Annotated in this window: 20 protein-coding genes; 10 read left to right on the top strand and 10 right to left on the bottom strand. The window is 62.9% G+C overall.

The genetic code is table 11. From position 1 onward, the window contains the following. Positions 1 to 31 precede the first annotated feature (31 nt). The 3 genes from ACWTV3_RS11920 to tdh are packed head-to-tail and all read right to left on the bottom strand — an operon-like array spanning position 32 to position 3082. Positions 32 to 808: a GntR family transcriptional regulator gene (locus tag ACWTV3_RS11920; RefSeq protein ID WP_498478412.1), complete on the bottom strand. Its 777-nt coding sequence runs from the start codon at positions 806 to 808 to the stop codon at positions 32 to 34. Positions 809 to 816: 8 nt separating this feature from the next. Beyond that, positions 817 to 1998 (bottom strand): glycine C-acetyltransferase, encoded by a 1182-nt coding sequence (locus ACWTV3_RS11915; protein WP_498478411.1) that lies wholly within the window; start codon positions 1996 to 1998, stop codon positions 817 to 819. A gap of 58 nt (positions 1999 to 2056) precedes the next feature. Beyond that, positions 2057 to 3082 carry an L-threonine 3-dehydrogenase gene (gene tdh / locus ACWTV3_RS11910; protein WP_498478410.1) on the bottom strand — a complete coding sequence of 342 codons (1026 nt, stop codon included), beginning with the start codon at positions 3080 to 3082 and terminating at the stop codon, positions 2057 to 2059. Positions 3083 to 3240: 158 nt separating this feature from the next. Here tdh and ACWTV3_RS11905 point away from each other — a divergent pair, with 158 nt between their 5' ends. The 5 genes from ACWTV3_RS11905 to ACWTV3_RS11885 all read left to right on the top strand — a co-directional run bounded on the left by ACWTV3_RS11905 (position 3241) and on the right by ACWTV3_RS11885 (position 9795). Further along, positions 3241 to 4473, top strand: a complete 1233-nt coding sequence (locus tag ACWTV3_RS11905; RefSeq protein WP_498478409.1) for a metal-dependent hydrolase family protein — start codon at positions 3241 to 3243, stop codon at positions 4471 to 4473. Positions 4474 to 4749: 276 nt separating this feature from the next. After that, positions 4750 to 6213: an ABC transporter substrate-binding protein gene (locus ACWTV3_RS11900; protein WP_498478408.1), complete on the top strand. Its 1464-nt coding sequence runs from the start codon at positions 4750 to 4752 to the stop codon at positions 6211 to 6213. 41 nt (positions 6214 to 6254) lie between these two features. Further along, positions 6255 to 7250 (top strand): ABC transporter permease, encoded by a 996-nt coding sequence (locus ACWTV3_RS11895; protein ID WP_498478407.1) that lies wholly within the window; start codon positions 6255 to 6257, stop codon positions 7248 to 7250. Next, the gene (locus tag ACWTV3_RS11890) at positions 7247 to 8044 is read left to right on the top strand and encodes an ABC transporter permease (protein ID WP_498478406.1); all 798 of its coding nucleotides are present in this window, start codon (positions 7247 to 7249) and stop codon (positions 8042 to 8044) included. Before ACWTV3_RS11895 ends, ACWTV3_RS11890 begins: the two co-directional genes overlap by 4 nt. Next, positions 8041 to 9795 (top strand): dipeptide ABC transporter ATP-binding protein, encoded by a 1755-nt coding sequence (locus ACWTV3_RS11885; RefSeq protein ID WP_498478405.1) that lies wholly within the window; start codon positions 8041 to 8043, stop codon positions 9793 to 9795. Before ACWTV3_RS11890 ends, ACWTV3_RS11885 begins: the two co-directional genes overlap by 4 nt. A gap of 35 nt (positions 9796 to 9830) precedes the next feature. Here ACWTV3_RS11885 and ACWTV3_RS11880 read toward each other — a convergent pair whose 3' ends face one another. From ACWTV3_RS11880 to ACWTV3_RS11870, 3 genes are all read right to left on the bottom strand, one after another. Further along, the gene (locus tag ACWTV3_RS11880) at positions 9831 to 10745 is read right to left on the bottom strand and encodes a cation diffusion facilitator family transporter (protein ID WP_498478404.1); all 915 of its coding nucleotides are present in this window, start codon (positions 10743 to 10745) and stop codon (positions 9831 to 9833) included. 143 nt (positions 10746 to 10888) lie between these two features. Beyond that, entirely contained in the window at positions 10889 to 11155 is a 267-nt protein-coding gene (locus ACWTV3_RS11875; RefSeq protein WP_498478403.1) for a hypothetical protein, read from the bottom strand. A gap of 158 nt (positions 11156 to 11313) precedes the next feature. After that, complete coding sequence (locus ACWTV3_RS11870) at positions 11314 to 11625, bottom strand: PLDc N-terminal domain-containing protein (RefSeq protein WP_498478402.1); 312 nt, start codon at positions 11623 to 11625, stop codon at positions 11314 to 11316. Between the two features lie 291 nt (positions 11626 to 11916). Between ACWTV3_RS11870 and ACWTV3_RS11865 the strand changes: the two genes are divergently transcribed. Beyond that, complete coding sequence (locus ACWTV3_RS11865; RefSeq protein WP_498478401.1) at positions 11917 to 12966, top strand: threonine aldolase family protein; 1050 nt, start codon at positions 11917 to 11919, stop codon at positions 12964 to 12966. 3 nt (positions 12967 to 12969) lie between these two features. On the opposite strand, the gene ACWTV3_RS11860 is transcribed toward ACWTV3_RS11865, so the two are convergent. Together ACWTV3_RS11860 and ACWTV3_RS11855 are read right to left on the bottom strand one after the other, a co-directional pair. Then, complete coding sequence (locus ACWTV3_RS11860; RefSeq protein WP_498478400.1) at positions 12970 to 14667, bottom strand: MDR family MFS transporter; 1698 nt, start codon at positions 14665 to 14667, stop codon at positions 12970 to 12972. Beyond that, positions 14664 to 15209 (bottom strand): MarR family winged helix-turn-helix transcriptional regulator, encoded by a 546-nt coding sequence (locus tag ACWTV3_RS11855; RefSeq protein ID WP_498478399.1) that lies wholly within the window; start codon positions 15207 to 15209, stop codon positions 14664 to 14666. The genes ACWTV3_RS11860 and ACWTV3_RS11855 overlap by 4 nt, the downstream gene beginning before the upstream one ends. 131 nt (positions 15210 to 15340) lie before the next feature. Between ACWTV3_RS11855 and ACWTV3_RS11850 the strand changes: the two genes are divergently transcribed. From ACWTV3_RS11850 to ACWTV3_RS11835, 4 genes are all read left to right on the top strand, one after another. After that, positions 15341 to 16009 (top strand): DNA alkylation repair protein, encoded by a 669-nt coding sequence (locus ACWTV3_RS11850; protein ID WP_498478398.1) that lies wholly within the window; start codon positions 15341 to 15343, stop codon positions 16007 to 16009. Beyond that, on the top strand, positions 16009 to 16410 hold the full coding sequence (locus tag ACWTV3_RS11845; protein ID WP_498478397.1) for a DUF1801 domain-containing protein: 402 nt from the start codon (positions 16009 to 16011) through the stop codon (positions 16408 to 16410). The genes ACWTV3_RS11850 and ACWTV3_RS11845 overlap by 1 nt, the downstream gene beginning before the upstream one ends. Positions 16411 to 16505: 95 nt before the next feature. Continuing rightward, on the top strand, positions 16506 to 17354 hold the full coding sequence (locus ACWTV3_RS11840; protein WP_498478396.1) for an alpha/beta fold hydrolase: 849 nt from the start codon (positions 16506 to 16508) through the stop codon (positions 17352 to 17354). After that, positions 17347 to 17925 (top strand): TetR/AcrR family transcriptional regulator, encoded by a 579-nt coding sequence (locus tag ACWTV3_RS11835; protein ID WP_498478394.1) that lies wholly within the window; start codon positions 17347 to 17349, stop codon positions 17923 to 17925. Before ACWTV3_RS11840 ends, ACWTV3_RS11835 begins: the two co-directional genes overlap by 8 nt. On the opposite strand, the gene ACWTV3_RS11830 is transcribed toward ACWTV3_RS11835, so the two are convergent. Continuing rightward, positions 17922 to 18281, bottom strand: coding sequence for a hypothetical protein (locus tag ACWTV3_RS11830; protein WP_498478393.1), 360 nt, complete (start codon positions 18279 to 18281; stop codon positions 17922 to 17924). The genes ACWTV3_RS11835 and ACWTV3_RS11830 overlap by 4 nt on opposite strands. Positions 18282 to 18322: 41 nt before the next feature. Then, entirely contained in the window at positions 18323 to 18586 is a 264-nt protein-coding gene (locus ACWTV3_RS11825) for a DUF1905 domain-containing protein (RefSeq protein WP_498478392.1), read from the bottom strand. Between the last annotated feature and the right edge of the window lie 37 nt (positions 18587 to 18623).

Below are 18623 nucleotides of genomic sequence, written 5' to 3'. Positions count from 1 at the left end.
GGCGGCCGTTGGTCGCGGCGCGCGAGTAAATCTAGTGCCCGGGGATCGCACTCCACGGTGCCCGCATGGTGCGCACAAAGGAGTACATGACGAGCGTGGGGTGGTGGTGTTCGAGGGCGTAGAAGATGCGCTCGCCGCTGAGGGTGACGCCGATGGTCTCCCACATTTTGGCCTCGGTGCCCTTCTCGAGCTGCAGCAGATCCGCGTATTTGTCGTCGAGCAGCGCAACACCGGCGGTCACGATTTCCCACGCGATGCCTTCACCCCACAGGTTCTTGGCCGACTCATAGACCGGGTCGGTGGGGTTGATCGGGTCGTGCTCGCCAGCGGGCAACGGGATCGTGTACTCGGCGACCATCGCGGCCTGGTCGTCGGCGTACCAGCGCAACACGATCTTCACGGCGCGGGTGGTGCTGAGCGGTGACAGGAGGGGAGCGAGATCGGCGGGCAGCTCGATCGTTTCGGCGGTCAAAATTTCGACCGAGGGTGTGTAGCCCATGCGGGCGAGCACTTCGCCATAGGACACACTCGCTTCGAAGCGTGCGCTCAATCGCAGGGCAACCGGGTCGACCACCGTAGCGGCGCCCTGGCTGCGAATCACAATCCCTTGACGCTCCAACTGTGCGAGCGCCACCCGAACCTGCGGGCGGCTGCAGTTCAACCACTCGGCAAGCTTGAGCTCGCCGGGAAGCAGAAAGTTGGAGTCGCGAGCAGCCTCACGCACATGGCGAAGCACGCCACTGAGAATTCGCTCGTCTTCGGTGAGCGATCCAGTAACGATGCGGCCTTCGGGGACCGTAATTTCCATGTGCGCTCCTATGCGGCGATCGACTCTCGGGCGGCCACAAAAGCCTCAACGCAGCGGCTGATGTCCTCGCTTGAGTGTCCAGCCGACAACTGTACGCGAATACGAGCTTTGCCCAACGGCACGACCGGGAACGAGAACGCGATCACGTAGACGCCGAGCGTGAGCAGGGCATCCGCCATGGCCCCTGCTTCGTGCTCGTCGGCAAACATGACCGGAATGATCGGATGCTCGCCCGGCAGTAGCGTGAACCCGGCCTCGGCCATTCCGCTGCGGAACTGTTCCGCATTCGCCTTGAGCTTGGCGCGGCTCTCGGCCCCTGCGGCCACAAGGTTGAGCGCTTCGATCGAGCCGGCGACCACCGAGGGGGCAACGGCGTTCGAGAACAGGTACGGGCGCGCACGCTGGCGCAGCAATTCCACAATCTCGGCGTGGGCGCTGATGTAGCCACCGGATGCTCCGCCCAGGGCCTTGCCGAGCGTGCCCGAGATGATGTCGACGCGGTCGGAGACGCCGCAGTGCTCGGGGGTTCCGGCTCCGGTCTCGCCGACGAACCCGACGGCGTGCGAGTCATCGACCATAACCATCGCGTCGTACTGCTCGGCGAGGTCGCAGATCGCTTCGAGCGGCGCGAGGTAGCCGTCCATCGAGAAGACGCCATCGGTGACGATGAGGCGGCGGCGGGCATCCTTCGCAGCAATCAACTGAGCTTCAAGATCAGCCATGTCGCGGTTCTTGTAGCGGTAACGGGCGGCCTTCGAGAGGCGAACGCCGTCGATGATCGAGGCGTGATTCAGCTCGTCCGAAATCACCGCATCCTCGGCACCGAGCAGCACCTCGAAGATGCCGCCATTGGCGTCGAAGCACGAGGGGAACAGGATGGTCGCCTCCATGCTCAGCAGCGCCGAAAGCCGGTTTTCGAGCTCAACGTGCTGGGTCTGGGTGCCGCAGATGAAGCGCACACTCGCCATGCCGAAGCCCCAGTCGTCGAGGGCGTTCTTGGCGGCGGCCACGAGGCGCGGGTGGTTGGCGAGGCCGAGATAGTTGTTGGCGCAGAAGTTGAGAACGGGCTTGCCGCCCGCTTCCACATGCGCTGCCTGCGCGGTGTCGAGCTGGCGCTCAGTCTTGTAGAGGCCAGCCGAGCGGATCTCGCTCAGGGTGTCGTTGAGTTGGTCGCGAACTGTTCCATACATGATGTGCTCCTGAAAGTTGTGGGGTGGCGGGCCGGGATGGCTTCAGCGGGGTGGTCGACTACGACCAGTCGATGATGACCTTGCCGCCGTTTCCGCGGCGAGCGGTCGCGAAGGCTTCTTCCCACTGTTCGGCGGGGAAGCGGTCGGTGACCACGGCAGAGACATCCAAACCGGTGTGCACCATGGCGTTCATGGCGTACCAGGTCTCGAACATTTCGCGGCCGTAGATGCCCTTGATGGTGATCATGTGGGTCACGACGGTGGCCCAGTCGATGCCGATGGGTTCGGCGGGCAGGCCGAGCATCGCAATGCGGCCGCCCTGATTCATGTTGCTGATCATCTCGGGAAGCGCGGTGGGGTGACCGCTCATTTCGAGCCCGATGTCGAAGCCCTCTTTCATGCCGAGCTGTTCTTGAGCTTCAGCGATGCGGGTCGTCGACACGTTGATCGCGAGGTCGACGCCCATGTCGCGGGCGAGCTGCAGGCGTTCTTCATTCACGTCGGTCATCACGATGTGGCGCGCACCGATGTGGCGAGCAACCTTCGCGGCCATGAGCCCGATCGGTCCGGCACCCGTGATGAGCACGTCTTCGCCGACCATCGGAAACGAGAGTGCGGTGTGCACAGCATTGCCGAGGGGGTCGAAGATGGCGGCAAGCTCGGGGTCGATGTCGAGCGGATGCGCCCAGACGTTCTGTTCGGGAATCACGACGAACTCGGCGAAGGCGCCGTCGCGGTTTACACCAATGCTTGAAGTGAATTTGCAGAGGTGGCGGCGGCCGGCGCGGCAGTTGCGGCAGTGACCGCAGACGACGTGGCCTTCACCAGAGACGAGGGCGCCGACGTCGACCGAAGTCACTCCTTCGCCCAGCTCAACAACGTGGCCCGAGAACTCGTGGCCGGGGATGAGGGGAGCATTAATAGCGCCGGCGGCCCACGCATCCCACGATTCAATATGCAGGTCAGTGCCACAAATTCCGGTGCGGGCGACTCTGATTTTTACCTCGCCGCGACCGGGCGTTGGTTCGGGGCGTTCGGCCAATATGAGGCCCGGTCCGGCCTTGTCCTTGTAGAGGGCTTTCATCGTTGATTCCTCTCAGGCGGCGCGACATGGCGCGTGGTGTGCGCTTGTGGCGCACCTCATTCGACGTGTCCGCTGCTGTGTTTCAGGGTACCGTCACTTGTTTACAAGTGCGACTCTTCTGCTAGCGTCATACAAATCATAAGTTGAAGGAGCCATTCGTGACCGAAATATCCCAGCGCATCGAGGGAATATCGCTATGGGATGGCACGGTCGCGCACGGCATTGGTTCCCTCAGCTGGACAGGTGACCGGATCGACGCGGTAGAAACCGTGAACGACGCCAACGCCACCGACTCGGATGCCGCAACCACGGCATCCGAATACAGCGTGATTCCAGGCCTCATTGACACCCACGTTCACCTCGGCGGCTATGCCGGACCAGACAAGGTCGACTGGGTTTCGTGGCCGCTCATGACGCCGTGGGAAGAACAGGTTTTCCACATCGCGGCGAACGCCCATCAGGCGGCCCGTAACGGCGTCACGACGCTGCGCGATCTCGCCGGCGACGGTCGTCAACTGGCCGTCAAGCGCGCTTTCGAACAGGGCATTCAACAGGGCCCGCGCATTCTCGTGCACGGCCCCGTCGGCATGACGGCGGGCCACGGCGATCTCTTCATCCCGCCGCACTACCCGCACCGCACGCCCACCGCCGATAGTCCAGACGAGTGCCGCAAGCTCGTGCGCGAATACGCTCGCGCCGGTGTTGACGGCATCAAGATCTTCACCAGTGGTGGCGTTCTCTCGACCGGCGACAAGGTCGGCTGGCGCAATCAGACCATCGCCGAAATTGAGACAACCCTCGACGAAGCTCACGCGCTCGGCCTCAAGGTCGCCGCGCACAGTCACTCCACCGAAGGCAACCAGATTGCTTTGGATGCCGGAGTCGACTCCCTCGAACACGGCACCGGCATCACCGAAGAGCAGTGGCCAACACTGCTCGAGCGCAACATCTCGGTGGCTCCCACGCTCATGATCAACGACGTGATCGCCGAAGCCCGCATCCCGGTCTCGGCCGAAGCGCAAGAAAAGGCGCAAGCCGTCGTGATCGAGCGCAACACCAACTTTGCTGCCGCAGGTCGCGCCGGGGTGCGCTTCGTGCTCGGCACCGATGCCAATGGCATCTTCGTAAAATTCGGCGATCAGATGGAAGAAGTACGTCTGATGGCCGAGATGTTCGGCTGGAGCGCAGAACGTGCGCTGCAGTCCGCGACCTCGGATGCCGCCGATGCAATCGGTCTGGCCGCCAAGGTGGGAACCCTCGCGACCGGAATGGGTGCAGACTTTGTCGTGCTCAAGGGTCGCCCGTGGGAAGACATCGCTCAGCTTCGTACCGAGAACATCGTCGCGGTTGTCTCGCGCGGTGTCGTCGTGTTCGGAGAACTCCCGCAGTAATCGCGTCACCAGCGTTACCAGCGTCACCAGATCGACTACCTCCAGTAGTAACCGCATCACCGGCATGACCAGCTCCACCAGCATTCGCATCACATTCCGCAGTACCACCGCAACGCTCACCACGTTGCGTAGACAGCACTGAAAGGACCGAGTATGAACTCCCCGAAAAACCGAGTACTTCGCTGGGGCATTGCGCCCATCGGAGCGCTTGCCGCACTGGGCCTATTGGCCTCTTGCGCGGCAGGGCCAGCCGCTTCGCCCAAAACGGATATCACGATGGCTGTCACGGACGACCCCGTGTGCCTCGACCCTCAGCAGGTCACCCTCACCACCGCGCTCAACATTGGCCGCCAGGTTGTTGACTCGCTCATTGATCAGGATGCCGAAACCGGCGAACTGGTGCCGTGGCTCGCTGAGAGCTGGGAAACCAACGATGACCTCACCGAGTTCACCTTCGTGCTGCGCGATGACGTTACCTTCAGCGATGAGACTGCGCTGACGGCAGACACCGTGGTCAAGAACCTCGACGCTCTCTTCGAGATGGGTTCCACCGCATCCCTCGCCTCGCAGTACCTCGCCGGCTACGAAGGCAGCACCGCTGTTGACGAGAACACGGTGACTGTGAACTTCGAGTCGTCGAACGCTCAGTTCTTGCAGGGTGCCAGCACCATCACGCTCGGCCTCGTCTCTGACGCGACCACCGAGCTCAGCCCCGAAGACCGTTGCCAGACTGTCGTCGGCACTGGTCCCTTCACGATCGACTCCTACGTGGCTAACGACTCCGTCGTGATCGCCAAGCGTGTCGGTTACGACTGGGCATCCGAGCTTCGCGGCCACAGCGGTGAAGCACTCGTTGACACCGTCACGTTCCCCATCACGCCTGAGGCAGGCGTGCGCACCGGTGGACTGCAGACTGGCGAATTCGACATCATTCAGGATCTTCCTGCTGTAGACGAGAGCCGCTTCGACACCGCGGACTACAACATCTACGCCCGCGGAAACCCCGGAATGCCCACGAGCCTCGTGCCCAACACCACGCGTCCCGTCGTCAGCGACGAGATTGTGCGCAAGGCAATGCTGCTCGCTACCGACCGTGCAGAAATCACCGCCCTCACCGGTTCGTCGCAGTCGCAGCCCGCGTCGAGCGCGCTGAGCTCCGCTACTCCTGGCTACAGCAGCCAGGAAGACGCCATGGCCTACGACCTCGACGCAGCCAACGCGTTGCTCGACGACAACGGTTGGGTAGTCGGCTCTGACGGCATCCGCGAGAAGGACGGCCAGCGTCTCACCATGAGCGTTACTGCCTTCTACGGCCAGGACGTTCTTGAGGCAACTCAGATTCAGCTCGCTAAGGCTGGCATTGACCTGCAGCTCGACATCGTGACCGCCGGAGACTTCTTCGGAGCCATCGCGACCGGTGACTACGACTTCTTGAGCGCCAGCCTTACGCGCACTGACCCCGACGTTTTGCGGGTCACGTTCTCGAAGGATGCCGTCTCTAAGTGGGCCATCATCGACGACGCCGAACTGGAATCCCTGCTCAACGAGCAGGCCAGCACGGCAGACACCACCGAGCGCACGGCACTCATCGCCGAAATTCAGGAGATGATTATTGACCGTGCGTACCTGATCCCACTTCTCGAAGTAGCTCAGGTGCACGCCTCAACCGCCAACGTTTCTGGTCTGACCTTCGACTCGTCGTCGCGACTGATCATGTACGACGTCAGCGTCTCGGAATAACTCTCACTAGGTGATGTGACCAGCATGAAAGAGCGTCAGTCGTGACACAGGTGAAAGCCTGGGCAGGCTACTTGCTGCCCAAACTCGGACAGTTCCTGTTCGTTGTTGTGGCTACCTACACGCTCGTTTTCGTGCTGGTCCATTTCCTGCCCGGTGACCCGTTGATCGCCGCCCTTGCAGCAAAGGGCGGCGCATCAACGGTCATCGATCCGGCTGAGCTCGACGCCTTGCGCGTGCAGTACGGGCTCGACGGAACACTCTGGCAGCAGTACTTCGGCCACCTCATCGCGGCGGCACAGGGTGACCTGGGTATCTCCATCTCCACCGGTGTTCCCGTGACAGAGATGATCGCCCGGGCCTTCCCCTTCAGCGTGCAGATTGCCTCGCTCGCTCTGCTCTTCGGCGTCACCACCGCCGTTCTCATCACCTTCTTGGCCTACGCCGCACCGTGGCCGTGGCTGCGCCAACTGCTGTTGCAGATTCCACCATTCGGGATCGCGGTGCCCGCCTTCCTGAGCGGCCTGCTGCTGATCAGCGTCTTCGCTTTCACTCTCGGCTGGCTGCCCTCGGCCGGCGCTCGCAGCTTCGACGCGGCCATCCTGCCCGCGATCACGCTCGCCCTGCCCGTTGGCGCTCTCTTCTTCCAAGTCTTCTCGTCTGCCGTGCTCGAAGCCCAGAACAGCCCCTACGTTTTTACGGCCGTCGCCAAGGGCGTGCCGCCGCGCCGCATCTTCACGAAGCACTTGTTGCGCAACGCACTGCTGCCCTCCATCACCATTCTCGGCTTGCTCATCGGGTACTTGGCCGGCGGAACCGCCGTCGTCGAAACCGTCTTCTCGCGCGACGGAATCGGTCGCATGACCGTTAATGCCGTGCTCGCTCGCGACATCAATGTCATCCAAGGCGTCGTGCTGGTGGTGGGCGCGATCTATGCGCTCGTCAACCTGCTCGTGGATGTTGCCTATGGCTTCATCGACCCGCGAACGCGCATCGGTGGCGGGGTTCCCTCGCGCGCTCGACTGGGGGCCAAGAAGTGACCAATCTGCGCAAGCCCGGTTTTGTTCTGGGCCTCATTGTTATCGCCGTGGCAATCGTGGCTTCTCTGGCTCCCCAGCTGCTCGCGACTCATGATCCCTTCGAGTCGGTCGCGACCGACCGCCTGCTGCCGCCGAGCGCTCAGTACCTTTTCGGCACCGACAACTTGGGCCGCGACCTCTACTCTCGCGTTATTTACGGAGCCGCCCTCTCGCTTCTCTCGGCATCCCTCGCTGTTGTCGTCGGTGTAGTCGTGGGCGCCGTCGTCGGTCTCATCTCGGGTTTCGTTGGCGGTCGCACCGACTTCATCATCATGCGCTTCGTGGATGTGCTGATTGCCGTTCCCGGAGTTCTCCTCGCGCTGATCGTCGTGGCCAGTCTCGGCTTCGGCCCCGTCTCGCTCGCTCTCGGTGTTGGCCTCGGAGCCGCCGGTAGCTTCGCTCGCGTGATGCGATCGCAAGTGCTGCGCATCCGCAGCGAAGAGTATGTGGAAGCGGCTCGGACGCTCGGTGTTCGCTCGCCCGCGATTCTCGTGCAGCACGTGCTGCCCAACGCAGCACGCCCCGTGATCGCGATGGCGGCGCTCGAGATGGGTACCGCGATTCTCTCCGTCTCGGCTCTGACCTTCTTGGGCTTCGGCGCCCCGCCCCCCGCTCCCGAGTGGGGTGCCCTCGTCTCGGCGGGCCGCGACTACGTGGCGACCAACCCCGGCCTCAGCATCATTCCGGGTGCCGTAATTCTTGTGGTCGTGCTTGCCGTAAACCGGGTAGCGCGAGCGATCGGAGGCGACGAATGATCGAGCAACAGACTTCTGACGACAACATCCTCGTCGTGCGCGACCTGCACGTCTCCTACGCGACCCGCTCGGGGCCCGTGGCGGCGGTGCGCGGCATCAGCTTCGTCGTTCCGCGCGGCAAGATCGTCGCGATCGTCGGCGAATCGGGCTCGGGCAAAAGCACGACCTCGCAAGCGCTGATTCGGCGACTGGCATCCGGTGGTCGTATCGACAGCGGCTCCATCGAGTTCGAAGGGCGCGACCTCGGCCCGATGTCGGAGCGCGAGCTGCGCTCCATTCGCGGCGGTCGCATCGGCTTCGTGCCGCAAGACCCCAGCAAGTCACTCAACCCGCTCATGCGCGTCGGCGACCAGATCGCCGAAGCCCTACGCCTGCACCTCAAGCTCGACAAGGCTGCCGCCGCTGCCGAAGCCGTGCGCATTCTTGACGAGGTGGGGCTGCCCGATCCGGATGCTCGCGCCACCCAGTTTCCGCACGAACTCTCGGGCGGCATGCGCCAACGCGTGCTCATCGGAATCGCGTGGGCCTGCAACCCCCAACTCGTCATTGCGGACGAGCCGACGAGTGCCCTCGACGTGACCGTGCAACGCCACGTTCTCGACAACATCGATGAACTCGTGCGCCGCCACAACACCTCCGTCGTTCTCGTCACCCACGACCTTGCCGTCGCCGCCGACCGTGCTGACTACGTCGCCGTCATGAGCAATGGCGAAATTGTCGAACAGGGCACCACCGAGCACGTTCTCTCGTCGCCCACCCACGAGTACACGAAGAAACTCGTGGAATCCGCTCCGGGGCTGGCGAGCAGACGCCTTACCCCGTCATTGACGGCTCTCGGCGAACAACAACAATCAAGCGCGGGAAAGCTATTCACCCACACCCGCCCAGCGCAGCCTGCGGGCCTGGCCACGGCATCCGGAACGGCCTTTGTCGCCGCCAACAGCGGGGCGGACGCCGCACCCGCTGACAACATTCTTGAAGTCTCGAACCTGGTGAAGACGTTCGCTCTGCGCCGCCAGGGTGGTGGCTCGCAAGTGTTGCGCGCCGTGGACGATGTCTCGTTCGTGGTTCCGCGCGGATCGACGTTCTCGATCGTGGGGGAGTCGGGCTCGGGTAAGACGACGACCGCGCGCATTGCGGCTCGTATCGCCTCGGCCGATTCGGGCACCGTGACTTTCGACGGCACCGATGTCACCTCGCTCTCAGGCGAAGCTTTGCGCCAACTGCGCCGCCGCGTGCAGGTCGTCTACCAAAACCCGTTCGGTTCGCTCGACCCCAAAATGTCGATCGAGAAGATTATTGCTGAGCCGCTGCGCGCCTTCCGGGTGGGTGACCGCACCCACCGCGCCGAAGTGGCACACGAACTGCTCGAGCACGTGAGCCTCAGCCCCTCGCTTGCCCAGCGTCGCCCCACCGAGCTCTCGGGCGGTCAGCGCCAGCGCGTTGCTATCGCACGTTCGCTTGCGATCGGCCCCGAGTTGATCGTTCTCGATGAACCCGTCTCAGCCCTGGATGTCTCGGTTCAAGAGCAAATTCTGCAACTGCTGGTCGACCTTCAGGTGCAGTTCGGGCTCAGCTACCTCTTTATCTCGCACGACCTCGGTGTGATCCGCCAGATTTCGGACCACATTGCCGTGATGCGCTTCGGAAAGGTGCTCGAAGCGGGCACCGCCGGCGACGTGATGTCGAACCCGCAGAACGAGTACACGCGCGAGCTGCTCGCGGCGATTCCCGGGCAGCGCGCTCAGTAGGCGTGGGGCGGCACTGCTCAGGGGCGGCGTACTGCTCAGTGGTGGTGAACGTGCTCTTCGCCGATATTGCTTTCAGGCTCAATCTGGAAGGTGGAGTGCTCGATGCTGAGCTCAAAGTGTTCGGCAACGCACTTTTGTAGCGCGGGCAGCATCTCGGCGGCGTGACCGTCACGAAAGCACGAGTCATCGACGATGACGTGCGCGGTGAGCACCGGCAGATCGGATGAGATGCGCGTGATGTGCAGATCATGCACGTCGGTGACGTGATCCATTTCCATGATGTGGGCGCGCACTGCTTCAGGGTCGATGCCCTGCGGCGTGGACTCCAAGAGCACGCCCAGGCTGGCCTTAAGCAGGATGATGGTGCGGGGCACGATCAGAAGGGCGATCAGGATGCCGACCACGGCATCCGCCTGGTACCAGCCGAAGAGCGCGATCACGATGGCGCTGAGGATCACACCGACGGAGCCCAGCGCATCGTTGACGACTTCGAGAAACGCAGCCTTCATGTTGAGGTTCGAGTTGCGCCCGCTCGTGAGCACGATCATGGCAGCAAGGTTGGCGAGTAAGCCGATGATTCCGAAGATCACGAGGCTGCTGGCTTGAATCTCGGGAGGATCGAAGAGACGACGCGCACCTTCGATGAGGGCATAGATACCGACGGCGAACAAAAGGCTCGACTGCGCCATGGCGCTGAGAACTTCGGTGCGCTTGAGGCCCCACGAATGCGTGTTCGTGGCGGGGCGCTGCATGAGGCCGGCTGCGATCAGCGCCATGAAGAGGCCCGCAGAGTCGGTGAGCATGTGCGCGGTGTCGACGAGTAGCGCAAGGCTGCCGGTGACGATGGCGCCGATGGCCTGGGCGATGACGACGCCCACCGTGATGATGAAGGCGATTAGCAGTCGCGTGCGGTTGTTGGTGCCCGCTCCGTGGTCGTGCCCGGCGCCCACTAGCGGGCTCCGATGACAGAGTTGGTCGGCAGATTCAGCGCCGGAGCGCCCGCCAAGGACGCGTCATTGAATCTGCTCATGCGGCGATTCTAGTGGCCGATCTGCGGATGCCATGGCCGGTGACGACCATGACAGGGCGAGCCCTAAATCTTGGGCTTGATGGTGGGCTGGCTTAGTTGAAACTGCCGCTGGTGGCGGGCTTTGGCCTCGTCAAGAGTGGCGCACGTTCCAAGCGGGCGAGCGCGGTGGTCGGTAATGAAAAACTCACCGGCGGCGCTGCGCTCGATCATGCCGGCGAATTCGCCGGCGGCGTTGCCCACCCAGAGGCCTGCTTGGATGATCGTCCAAGCGACGGTGGGGCGTGCACGGTCTGCTGAACCTTCGGTCGGCCGGGGCGCGGCAATCGTCATAGTTTTCTACTCCTTCGAGTTCACACTATTGAAGACCTCAGACACTGCGGGGATAGATTCCACGGCGGTGCGGTTGTGCTCTTCTTAGATTCAACCCCTCACGAGGTGATCTGTCGAGCCTTCATTAGAGCATTTTCACTGTTCGTAACATTCGCTGCTCAGGCGGGCGTTGGCTGCTCGTGTGCGCGCACGTCGTCGAGCATCTTTCGGCGACCAATGATGAACCAGCAGAGAGGGCCAACGATGGTGACGACCAACGAAATGCCGACCCACACGGCAAGTTCAATCGCTCGCAGCTTGTCGCGGTTGCGATACAGGGAAATGAGAGCGAGCACTGAGGCGGCGAGCGAGACGAGACCGAGGACTACGAAGAATCCGATGTACGCCACCCAAAAGACCATCATGACGATGACGGCGATCGCTGCCGATGCATCGGGCCCGCCGTTGCTGACTGCTGCAAGAATGCTCATGTTTTAAGGGTACCCCGGCACAGGCGGTGAACCATAGCCCTAGAAAGGGCGTCGTGTCGTTGCGTGAGGCGCAAAAAACCTGCACGAAGGTGGTGAGGCGCCCTGACGTCTATCCGGCGCCGCTCGCCGGGAGTTATCATCGACTAAGAGTGGGTCGGAGCAGTGCTGATCGTTGCCGAACACTCGACTGGATCGCTTTCTGCGGTGGCGATTCGGTCTAGTAGCGCTCGAGGCCTAGGGCCCGAGGCGCATCCGATTGGCATTCCCTATTTCTCGTTTCAGAAAGCTGCCATGACCCCGATCGACTCCATTCTGCGTGGCTACTTGAGTGACAATGCTGCTGGTGCTTCACCGCAGATTCTGGATGCCGTTGTCGCGGCATCCGCTGGCCCTGCGGCCCCCTACGGAAACGATGCGCTCACGGCTCAGATGCGAGCCAAGATGGCGGCCGCGTTCGAGTGCGAGCTCGACGTTTTCGTGGTGGGCACGGGCTCCGCGGCGAACGGTATCGGGCTGGCGGCTCTCACGCGCCCGTGGGGCAGCATTCTTGCTCACCGCGACAGCCACATCCAGAACGATGAGGCTGGCGCTCCTGAGTTCTTTACCGACGGTTCAAAGATCGTGTTGCTCGGCGGCGAGCACTCCAAGATCGACCCCGATGAACTGCGTGCGGCAGTGAAGGTGGGGGTGGGCGACGTGCACAGTGTTCAGGCCTCCGTGCTCAGCATCACTCAGGTCACCGAGACGGGCAGTGTTTACACGATTGATGAGTTGCGCGTTCTGACGAGCATCGCGCGCGAGGCCGGCCTGCGCATCCACATGGACGGTGCCCGCTTTGCGAACGCTCTCGTTGCCCTCGATGTGAGCCCGGCCGAGATGACCTGGAAATTGGGCGTCGACATGCTCTCGTTCGGTGCGACCAAGAATGGCGCGCTGACGGCGGATGCGATTGTCTGCTTTGATCCGACGTTGGCCACCGAGTTGTCGTTTCGTCACAAGCGCGGTGGGCAGCTGACCTCGAAGATGCGTTTTCAAGCCGCCCAGCTCGATGCCTACCTAACCGATGATCTCTGGTTCGACAACGCACGTCAGGCCAACGCTATGGCTGCACGGTTGCGTGCCGGAATCGCGGATGTCGCGGGCGTGACCGTCACGAGCGAGCCCGGCAGCAACATCATCTTTGCGATCTTCTCTGATGAATTGACCGATGCTCTCCATGAGCGCGGTTTTGGTTTCTACGCCAATCGCTGGGAGGCCGGTGTCGTGCGCATCGTGGTGTCGTTCGCGCACCAGGCGGCCGACATCGACGAGTTCGTCGCTGCCATCCGCGAGCTCGCTTAGCGCCTAGCCCTTCGCTGGGCCGTTGGTCGAGTCGGTCCAGTCGTGGGGTTCGGTTTCGTCGGCCGCATTCTCCGCCGAGGTCGCAGGCTGCGTTGCAGACGCGGTCGAAGTCTCGCCGGTCGCTTCGGCTTCTGCGGTGGGCGACATCCCAATCGTGGTGCGCAGCATCGAGCCGCGCGCTACCGCGATCGCGATAACCGACGTTGCTGTCACGAAGGCGGCGATCATGAAGACGGACCCAAAAGCATCCGCATAGGCGTGGTGGAACGCGGTCTGAATGACGTCGGGCAGGCCCGTGATGTCGAGACTGGTTTCGCCCGAGCCGTTCGAGAGCGCGCTCGGGTCAACGTTGATATCGGCAAGCTCATCGACGATATTGCTGCTGACGTGGTTGGTCAAGACGGCTCCGAGGATTGTCACGCCAATGGCGCCGCCGAGCGAGCGGAAGAAGGCAACCGCTGCGGAGACAGAGCCGACATCTTTCACATCGACAGTGTTCTGTACGGCGAGCACGACGTTCTGCACGAGGCCACCGATGCCGACGCCCATGAGCACCATGTAAACCGCCACGGTCCAGTACGCGGTGTCGTGGGTCACGGTGCCGAGGCCCGTGAGGCCGGCGAGCAGCAAGACGCTGCCGACCATCATGACGGGCTTCCAGCGACCGATGCGGCTGACGATGAGACCACCGATGGTGGCGGAGAGCAGCTGCGAAATGATCATTGGGATGGTCATCAGGCCAGCCTGCGTGGGGCTCGCTCCCGTACCGAGTTGGAAGTACTGGGTGAGGAAGATGCCGGAGCCGAACATGCCGACACCGATGCCGATGCTGGCGACGATCATCCAGATGGTGGTCGAGTTGCCGAGCAGGCGCAGCGGAATCATGGGGATGGGCGCGCGCAGTTCAACTACGACTGCGAAGAAGCCGACGACCAGGAAGGCGGCGAGGAAGACCCCTGATTGCCACGAGATCCAGTCGTAGTCGTTGCCGGCGAAGGTGACCCAGAGCATCGGCAGGGCTGCGGTGATGGAAACGAGAACGGCGCCGAGGTAGTCGAGGCGCGTCTTGGCGCGAGCGTTCCTAGGCAGGTGCAGCTTCAGCTGGAGAACGATCAGGGCGATCACGGCCAGCGGCAGGCTGACGAAGAAGCACCAACGCCATCCGAGCGAATCGGTGATGATGCCACCCAGCAGCGGGCCGGAGACGGTGGCCACCGCCATAACGGCACCCATGTAGCCGGCGTAGCGGCCGCGCTCACGCGGAGCGATGATCGAGCCCATGATCGATTGCACAAGGGCCGTGAGGCCACCCATCGCGATTCCTTGAAGGGCGCGGGCGACCATGAGAACGCCGATCGAACCCGCAAAGCCGGCGGCGATCGAACCGACGAGGAAGAAGATGATCGAGAGCTGGGTCAGCAGCTTCTTGTCGTACAGGTCAGAGAGCTTGCCCCAGATGGGCGTGGTGATGGTCATCGCCAGCAGGCTCGAGGTGATGACCCAGGTGTACTGACGCTGGGTTCCGTCGAGCTCGGCAATGATCGTCGGTAGCGCGGTCGAGACGATCGTGGTGGAAATCATGGCGGTGAAGAGCGCGGCGAGAAGGCCGGTCATCACCTGCAGAATCTCGCGGTGAGTGTAGGTCGCGGGGGCGCCGGAATCATCGGGGGATGGTGTCGTGGCGCGTGCGGGAGCGGTCATTCAGTGATCTCGTCTTCGTCGTGAGTGGTGCGGGTGTCAGTGAGGGGAGTAGCGGCAGGCGCCTTGGTGGGCGCGGTGCCCGATTCGGCGTCGGCCGGAGTCTCGGAGGGCTGAAGAACCTCAGCCAGTCGCTCGTTCAGGACCGCGAGCAGGGCGACGGCGCGGTCGGCTTCTTCGGGGGTCCAGTCGTCAAGAGCTGCAGCAAACTTGCGGATGATGCGGCTGTCGCCCTCGGCGAGTGCTGCGCGTCCCTGCTCGGTGATGGAGATGAGGATCGCGCGGGCGTCGAGAGGGTCGGTGCGGCGTTCGACGAGCGCTTCTGCTTCGAGCGCTTCGACAGCGCGCGAAGCAACCGGAGCGGAGACAACGAGCTGGTGGGCGAGTTCGCCGAGGCGCGCATCGCCCTCGAGCAGATGGCGCAGAAAGCCGTATTTGGTGCCAGCGAGACTGCGCTCGCGGCTGCGCTGGGCGGCCTTGCGGAAGGTGCGGCTAATCGTCACCATTCCGCTGAGGATAGCCGTGGCATCCGTTTTGTCTAGCAAGTCTCATCTCCTTTAAGTACTTAGCGAGGGTAACTAAATTGTTTACCTTAAGCAACTAACTGAGTGGATACATTTTTGGGAGACATAATCACTCGCCCGCAGCACTATGGGGGAGTAGCGTCGGAGGGGTGATGAGCGCTGCAGCAGAAGAAGTATTGGCCGAGTTGGCTTCGCTCGAGGACCCGAAGGTTCGCGTCGTGAACGAACGGCACGGCGATGACCACGGGGTGAACCTGAGCAAGTTGCGGGCCATCGCCAAGCGGCTCAAGACGCAGCATCCACTCGCCGTGGAATTGTGGGCGACGGATGAGACTCCCGCACAACTCGTGGCCCTGCTGATCTGCAAGCCCAAGGAATTCACTCGCGATGAACTGGATGCCATGGTGCGCCAGGCGCGAGCATCGAAGGTGCGCGACTGGTTGATCAACTATGTCGTCAAGAAGAGCCCGCACGCCGAAGAGTTGCGTGTGGCGTGGACGGCTGACCCGGATGCCGGCGTGCGCAGTGCCGGTTGGGCGCTGACGGCCGAGCGGGTGCGCAAGAACGCTGACGGGCTCAACTTGCCCGGCTTGCTTGATGTGGTCGAGACCGAGATGAAGGATGCCCCGGATCGGCTGCAGTGGGAGATGAACAACACGCTCGCCTATATCGGTATCGAGCACGCGGATCTTCGGGAGCGGGCACTCGAAATCGGCGAACGACTCGAGGTGCTGAAGGACTACCCGACCTCGCCGGGATGCACGTCGCCCTACGCGCCTCTGTGGATTGCGGAGATGGTGCGCCGTCAGGAGACGCCATGATGCCGCCCGAGGTTGCCGCGACCTTCGCCGACTACCCGGAGGAGATACGCACCGAACTGCTCACGCTTCGCGAGCTGATCCTCAGCACGGCCTCCGAGACCGAGGGTGTTGGTGCGATCACCCAAACGCTCAAGTGGGGCGAGCCGGCCTACCTCACGAGCCAGACGCGCAGCGGCAGCACGATTCGCATTGCGCCGACGAACGCGAAATCAGCGCACGACTACGCAATGTTCTTCATCTGCAGCACGAATCTGGTGAACGATTTTCGCGCGCAGTTCGGCGACACGTTTGATTACGAGGGGGAGCGCGCGGTGCTATTCAACGTCGGCGACAAAATTCCGGTCGAGGAGTTGCGTGAGTGTGTGCGGCAGGCACTGACCTATCACTTACGACGCGACTAGCGGCGGTCACTCGGGCGTGACTCTGGCAACTCAGGTGAGAACTCGCGCTGAAGTTGGCTATTGACACTAGCCATCTGGCTAACTACATTAGCCAGATGACGAACCGACACTCAACCGATGCAGCCACCCAGTACCTCTCGGTGCCGGGCGGCACGATCGCTTTCGACGAGCGCGGCAGCGGCCCCCTTCTCCTCCTTGTCCCTGGCATGGGCGACCTGCGCTCCACCTACCGCTTTCTGGCTCCGACGCTCGCGGCGGCCGGCTATCGGGTCGTCACCACCGACCTCCGTGGCCATGGCGATAGCAGCGTGGGCTTCGACTCCTATGGTGATGAGGCAACGGCATCCGACATCGCAGCACTGCTGCGGCAGCTGGATGCCCCGGCCGTCGTCGTGGGCAATTCGATGGGTGCTGGCGCTGCGGTGATTGCCGCGGCCGAAGAGCCCGAACTCGTAGCCGGTCTCGTGCTGGTGGGGCCATTCGTGCGGGAGCCGGCATCCGCGAACTCGCTCCTGAAGCTCGTGATGCGCATCCTCATGGCGCGTCCCTGGGCTGCTGCGGTGTGGAGGGGCTACCTGCCCAAGCTTTACGCGGGAGCAAAGCCCGTCGACTTTGCCGAGTATCGGGATATGGTGATCGCGGCGCTCCACCGGCCCGGTTATGCGCGCGCGTTCAGCGAGACCACGCGCACCGATCACGGGAAGGCGGGGGAGAGCTTGGCATCTATCGCGGCCCCTACGCTGGTGGTTATGGGCACCAACGATCCCGACTTTCCCGACCCGCACGCGGAGGCGGGCTGGATCAGCTCCGCGCTCAGCGGCACGACCCTGATGATCGAGGATGCCGGCCACTACCCGCAGTCGCAACAACCTGAGCAAACGGCCGCTGCCATTCTCGAGTTCCTCAGTGCTTCGGGGTTCGACCCGGAAGGACACCGTGCCTAGGGTCGGACTCAGCTCTGCCGCCGTCATCGAGCGTGCCGCCCAGCTTCTCGACGAACACGGCTCCGAAAGCCTCAATCTGGCTGCGGTCGCCACCAGCTTCGGCGTGAAAATCCCGTCCCTTTATAAGCATGTCGATGGAGTGCCCGGGCTGCGGCGCGGAATCATGCTCGCCGCCAAGGCAGAGCTCACTGCGGCAATGGAACAGGCCGCAGTGGGGCGCTCGCGCGACGATGCCATCCGCGGCATCGCGGTCGCTTACCGTGACTGGGCGCTGCGGCATCCGGGGCAATATCCATTGACGGTGCGTGCGCCGGTCACCGATGATCTGGACGACGTGGCGGTTTCGGACGCCAGTGTCACCGTCATCTTCGCGGTGTTGGCGGGCTACAGCCTGCGCGATGACGACGCTGTTGATGCCACTCGTTTTCTCCGCTCAGCACTGCACGGCTTTGTGTCGCTCGAAACGGGCGGAGCCTTCGAGTTGCCCGTCGACCGCGAACGCAGCTTCAGTGCTCTCGTGGAGAGCGTCGTGACGGCGCTCGCCGCGTGGGGTGGCGAGCAGGGGGATTAGAGGAACATCGCGGCTGCAGCAAACACCACAGTTGAGCCGACCACTTGAACGAGAGCTAAAACGGAAATTCCCAAGCCGACCCCGGCGGCGAGCTGTGGTTTGTGGCGCTGCACTGCGCCAGCGATTCCGAAACCGAGGCCGATCAGGGAGAGGGTCACGAGAACGACATTGCTGATCAGTTGCAGCGAAGTCAACGCTTCGTAGCCCGAATTGAGGCTGAGGTTCGTCTGCACCAGATAGAAGACGGCGCCAGCGAGGATCGTCGCAACGCCAGCGAACAGAGATACCAGGCCGGCGGTGTTGGCGGCGGTCGGGGGTGGGGTCTGTTGGCGGGGTGCTTCAGGAATCGATGTCACAGCGTTGCTCCGTTAGGAATGAAGGGGAGAAGGAAAGCTCGCTACAGCTCGACGTGAACCTGCACTTCGTCGCCGACGTCTTTCTTCAGTTTCTTGCGTAGTGCCGCGCTCAGGGAGATGAAATGATCGCCCTGACCGGATGGCATGAGTGCCGAAGTCACGGCAATACCGTCGACCGTGGCGTTTGCCTTGACCGATTTTCCGGTTCCGAAGAAATTCTTCGAGCCGGGTACTTCGATCACCGACCAGCTCGGCATCCACTCGGGGTTAATGATGTGCCCCGTGAAATTGAGATTATCTGCCATTTAGCGAGCCTATGAGGGCGTGCTCTGGAGGGCAAGG

It is taken from the genome of Salinibacterium sp. AL4.1 (assembly GCF_059767305.1).
The sequence above is the reverse complement of the archived record's forward strand: the minus strand, read 5'-3'. Positions and strand labels throughout refer to the sequence as shown.

Bases quoted from the DNA above. Each gene is read 5' to 3' on its own strand.
- ACWTV3_RS11920 (WP_498478412.1), bottom strand. From the start codon at position 808: ATGGAAATTACGGTCCCCGAAGGCCGCATCGTTACTGGATCGCTCACC.
- ACWTV3_RS11915 (WP_498478411.1), bottom strand. From the start codon at position 1,998: ATGTATGGAACAGTTCGCGACCAACTCAACGACACCCTGAGCGAGATC.
- tdh (WP_498478410.1), bottom strand. From the start codon at position 3,082: ATGAAAGCCCTCTACAAGGACAAGGCCGGACCGGGCCTCATATTGGCC.
- ACWTV3_RS11900 (WP_498478408.1), top strand. From the start codon at position 4,750: ATGGCTGTCACGGACGACCCCGTGTGCCTCGACCCTCAGCAGGTCACC.
- ACWTV3_RS11885 (WP_498478405.1), top strand. From the start codon at position 8,041: ATGATCGAGCAACAGACTTCTGACGACAACATCCTCGTCGTGCGCGAC.
- ACWTV3_RS11875 (WP_498478403.1), bottom strand. From the start codon at position 11,155: ATGACGATTGCCGCGCCCCGGCCGACCGAAGGTTCAGCAGACCGTGCA.
- ACWTV3_RS11870 (WP_498478402.1), bottom strand. From the start codon at position 11,625: ATGAGCATTCTTGCAGCAGTCAGCAACGGCGGGCCCGATGCATCGGCA.
- ACWTV3_RS11865 (WP_498478401.1), top strand. From the start codon at position 11,917: ATGACCCCGATCGACTCCATTCTGCGTGGCTACTTGAGTGACAATGCT.
- ACWTV3_RS11860 (WP_498478400.1), bottom strand. From the start codon at position 14,667: ATGACCGCTCCCGCACGCGCCACGACACCATCCCCCGATGATTCCGGC.
- ACWTV3_RS11850 (WP_498478398.1), top strand. From the start codon at position 15,341: ATGAGCGCTGCAGCAGAAGAAGTATTGGCCGAGTTGGCTTCGCTCGAG.
- ACWTV3_RS11845 (WP_498478397.1), top strand. From the start codon at position 16,009: ATGCCGCCCGAGGTTGCCGCGACCTTCGCCGACTACCCGGAGGAGATA.
- ACWTV3_RS11840 (WP_498478396.1), top strand. From the start codon at position 16,506: ATGACGAACCGACACTCAACCGATGCAGCCACCCAGTACCTCTCGGTG.
- ACWTV3_RS11825 (WP_498478392.1), bottom strand. From the start codon at position 18,586: ATGGCAGATAATCTCAATTTCACGGGGCACATCATTAACCCCGAGTGG.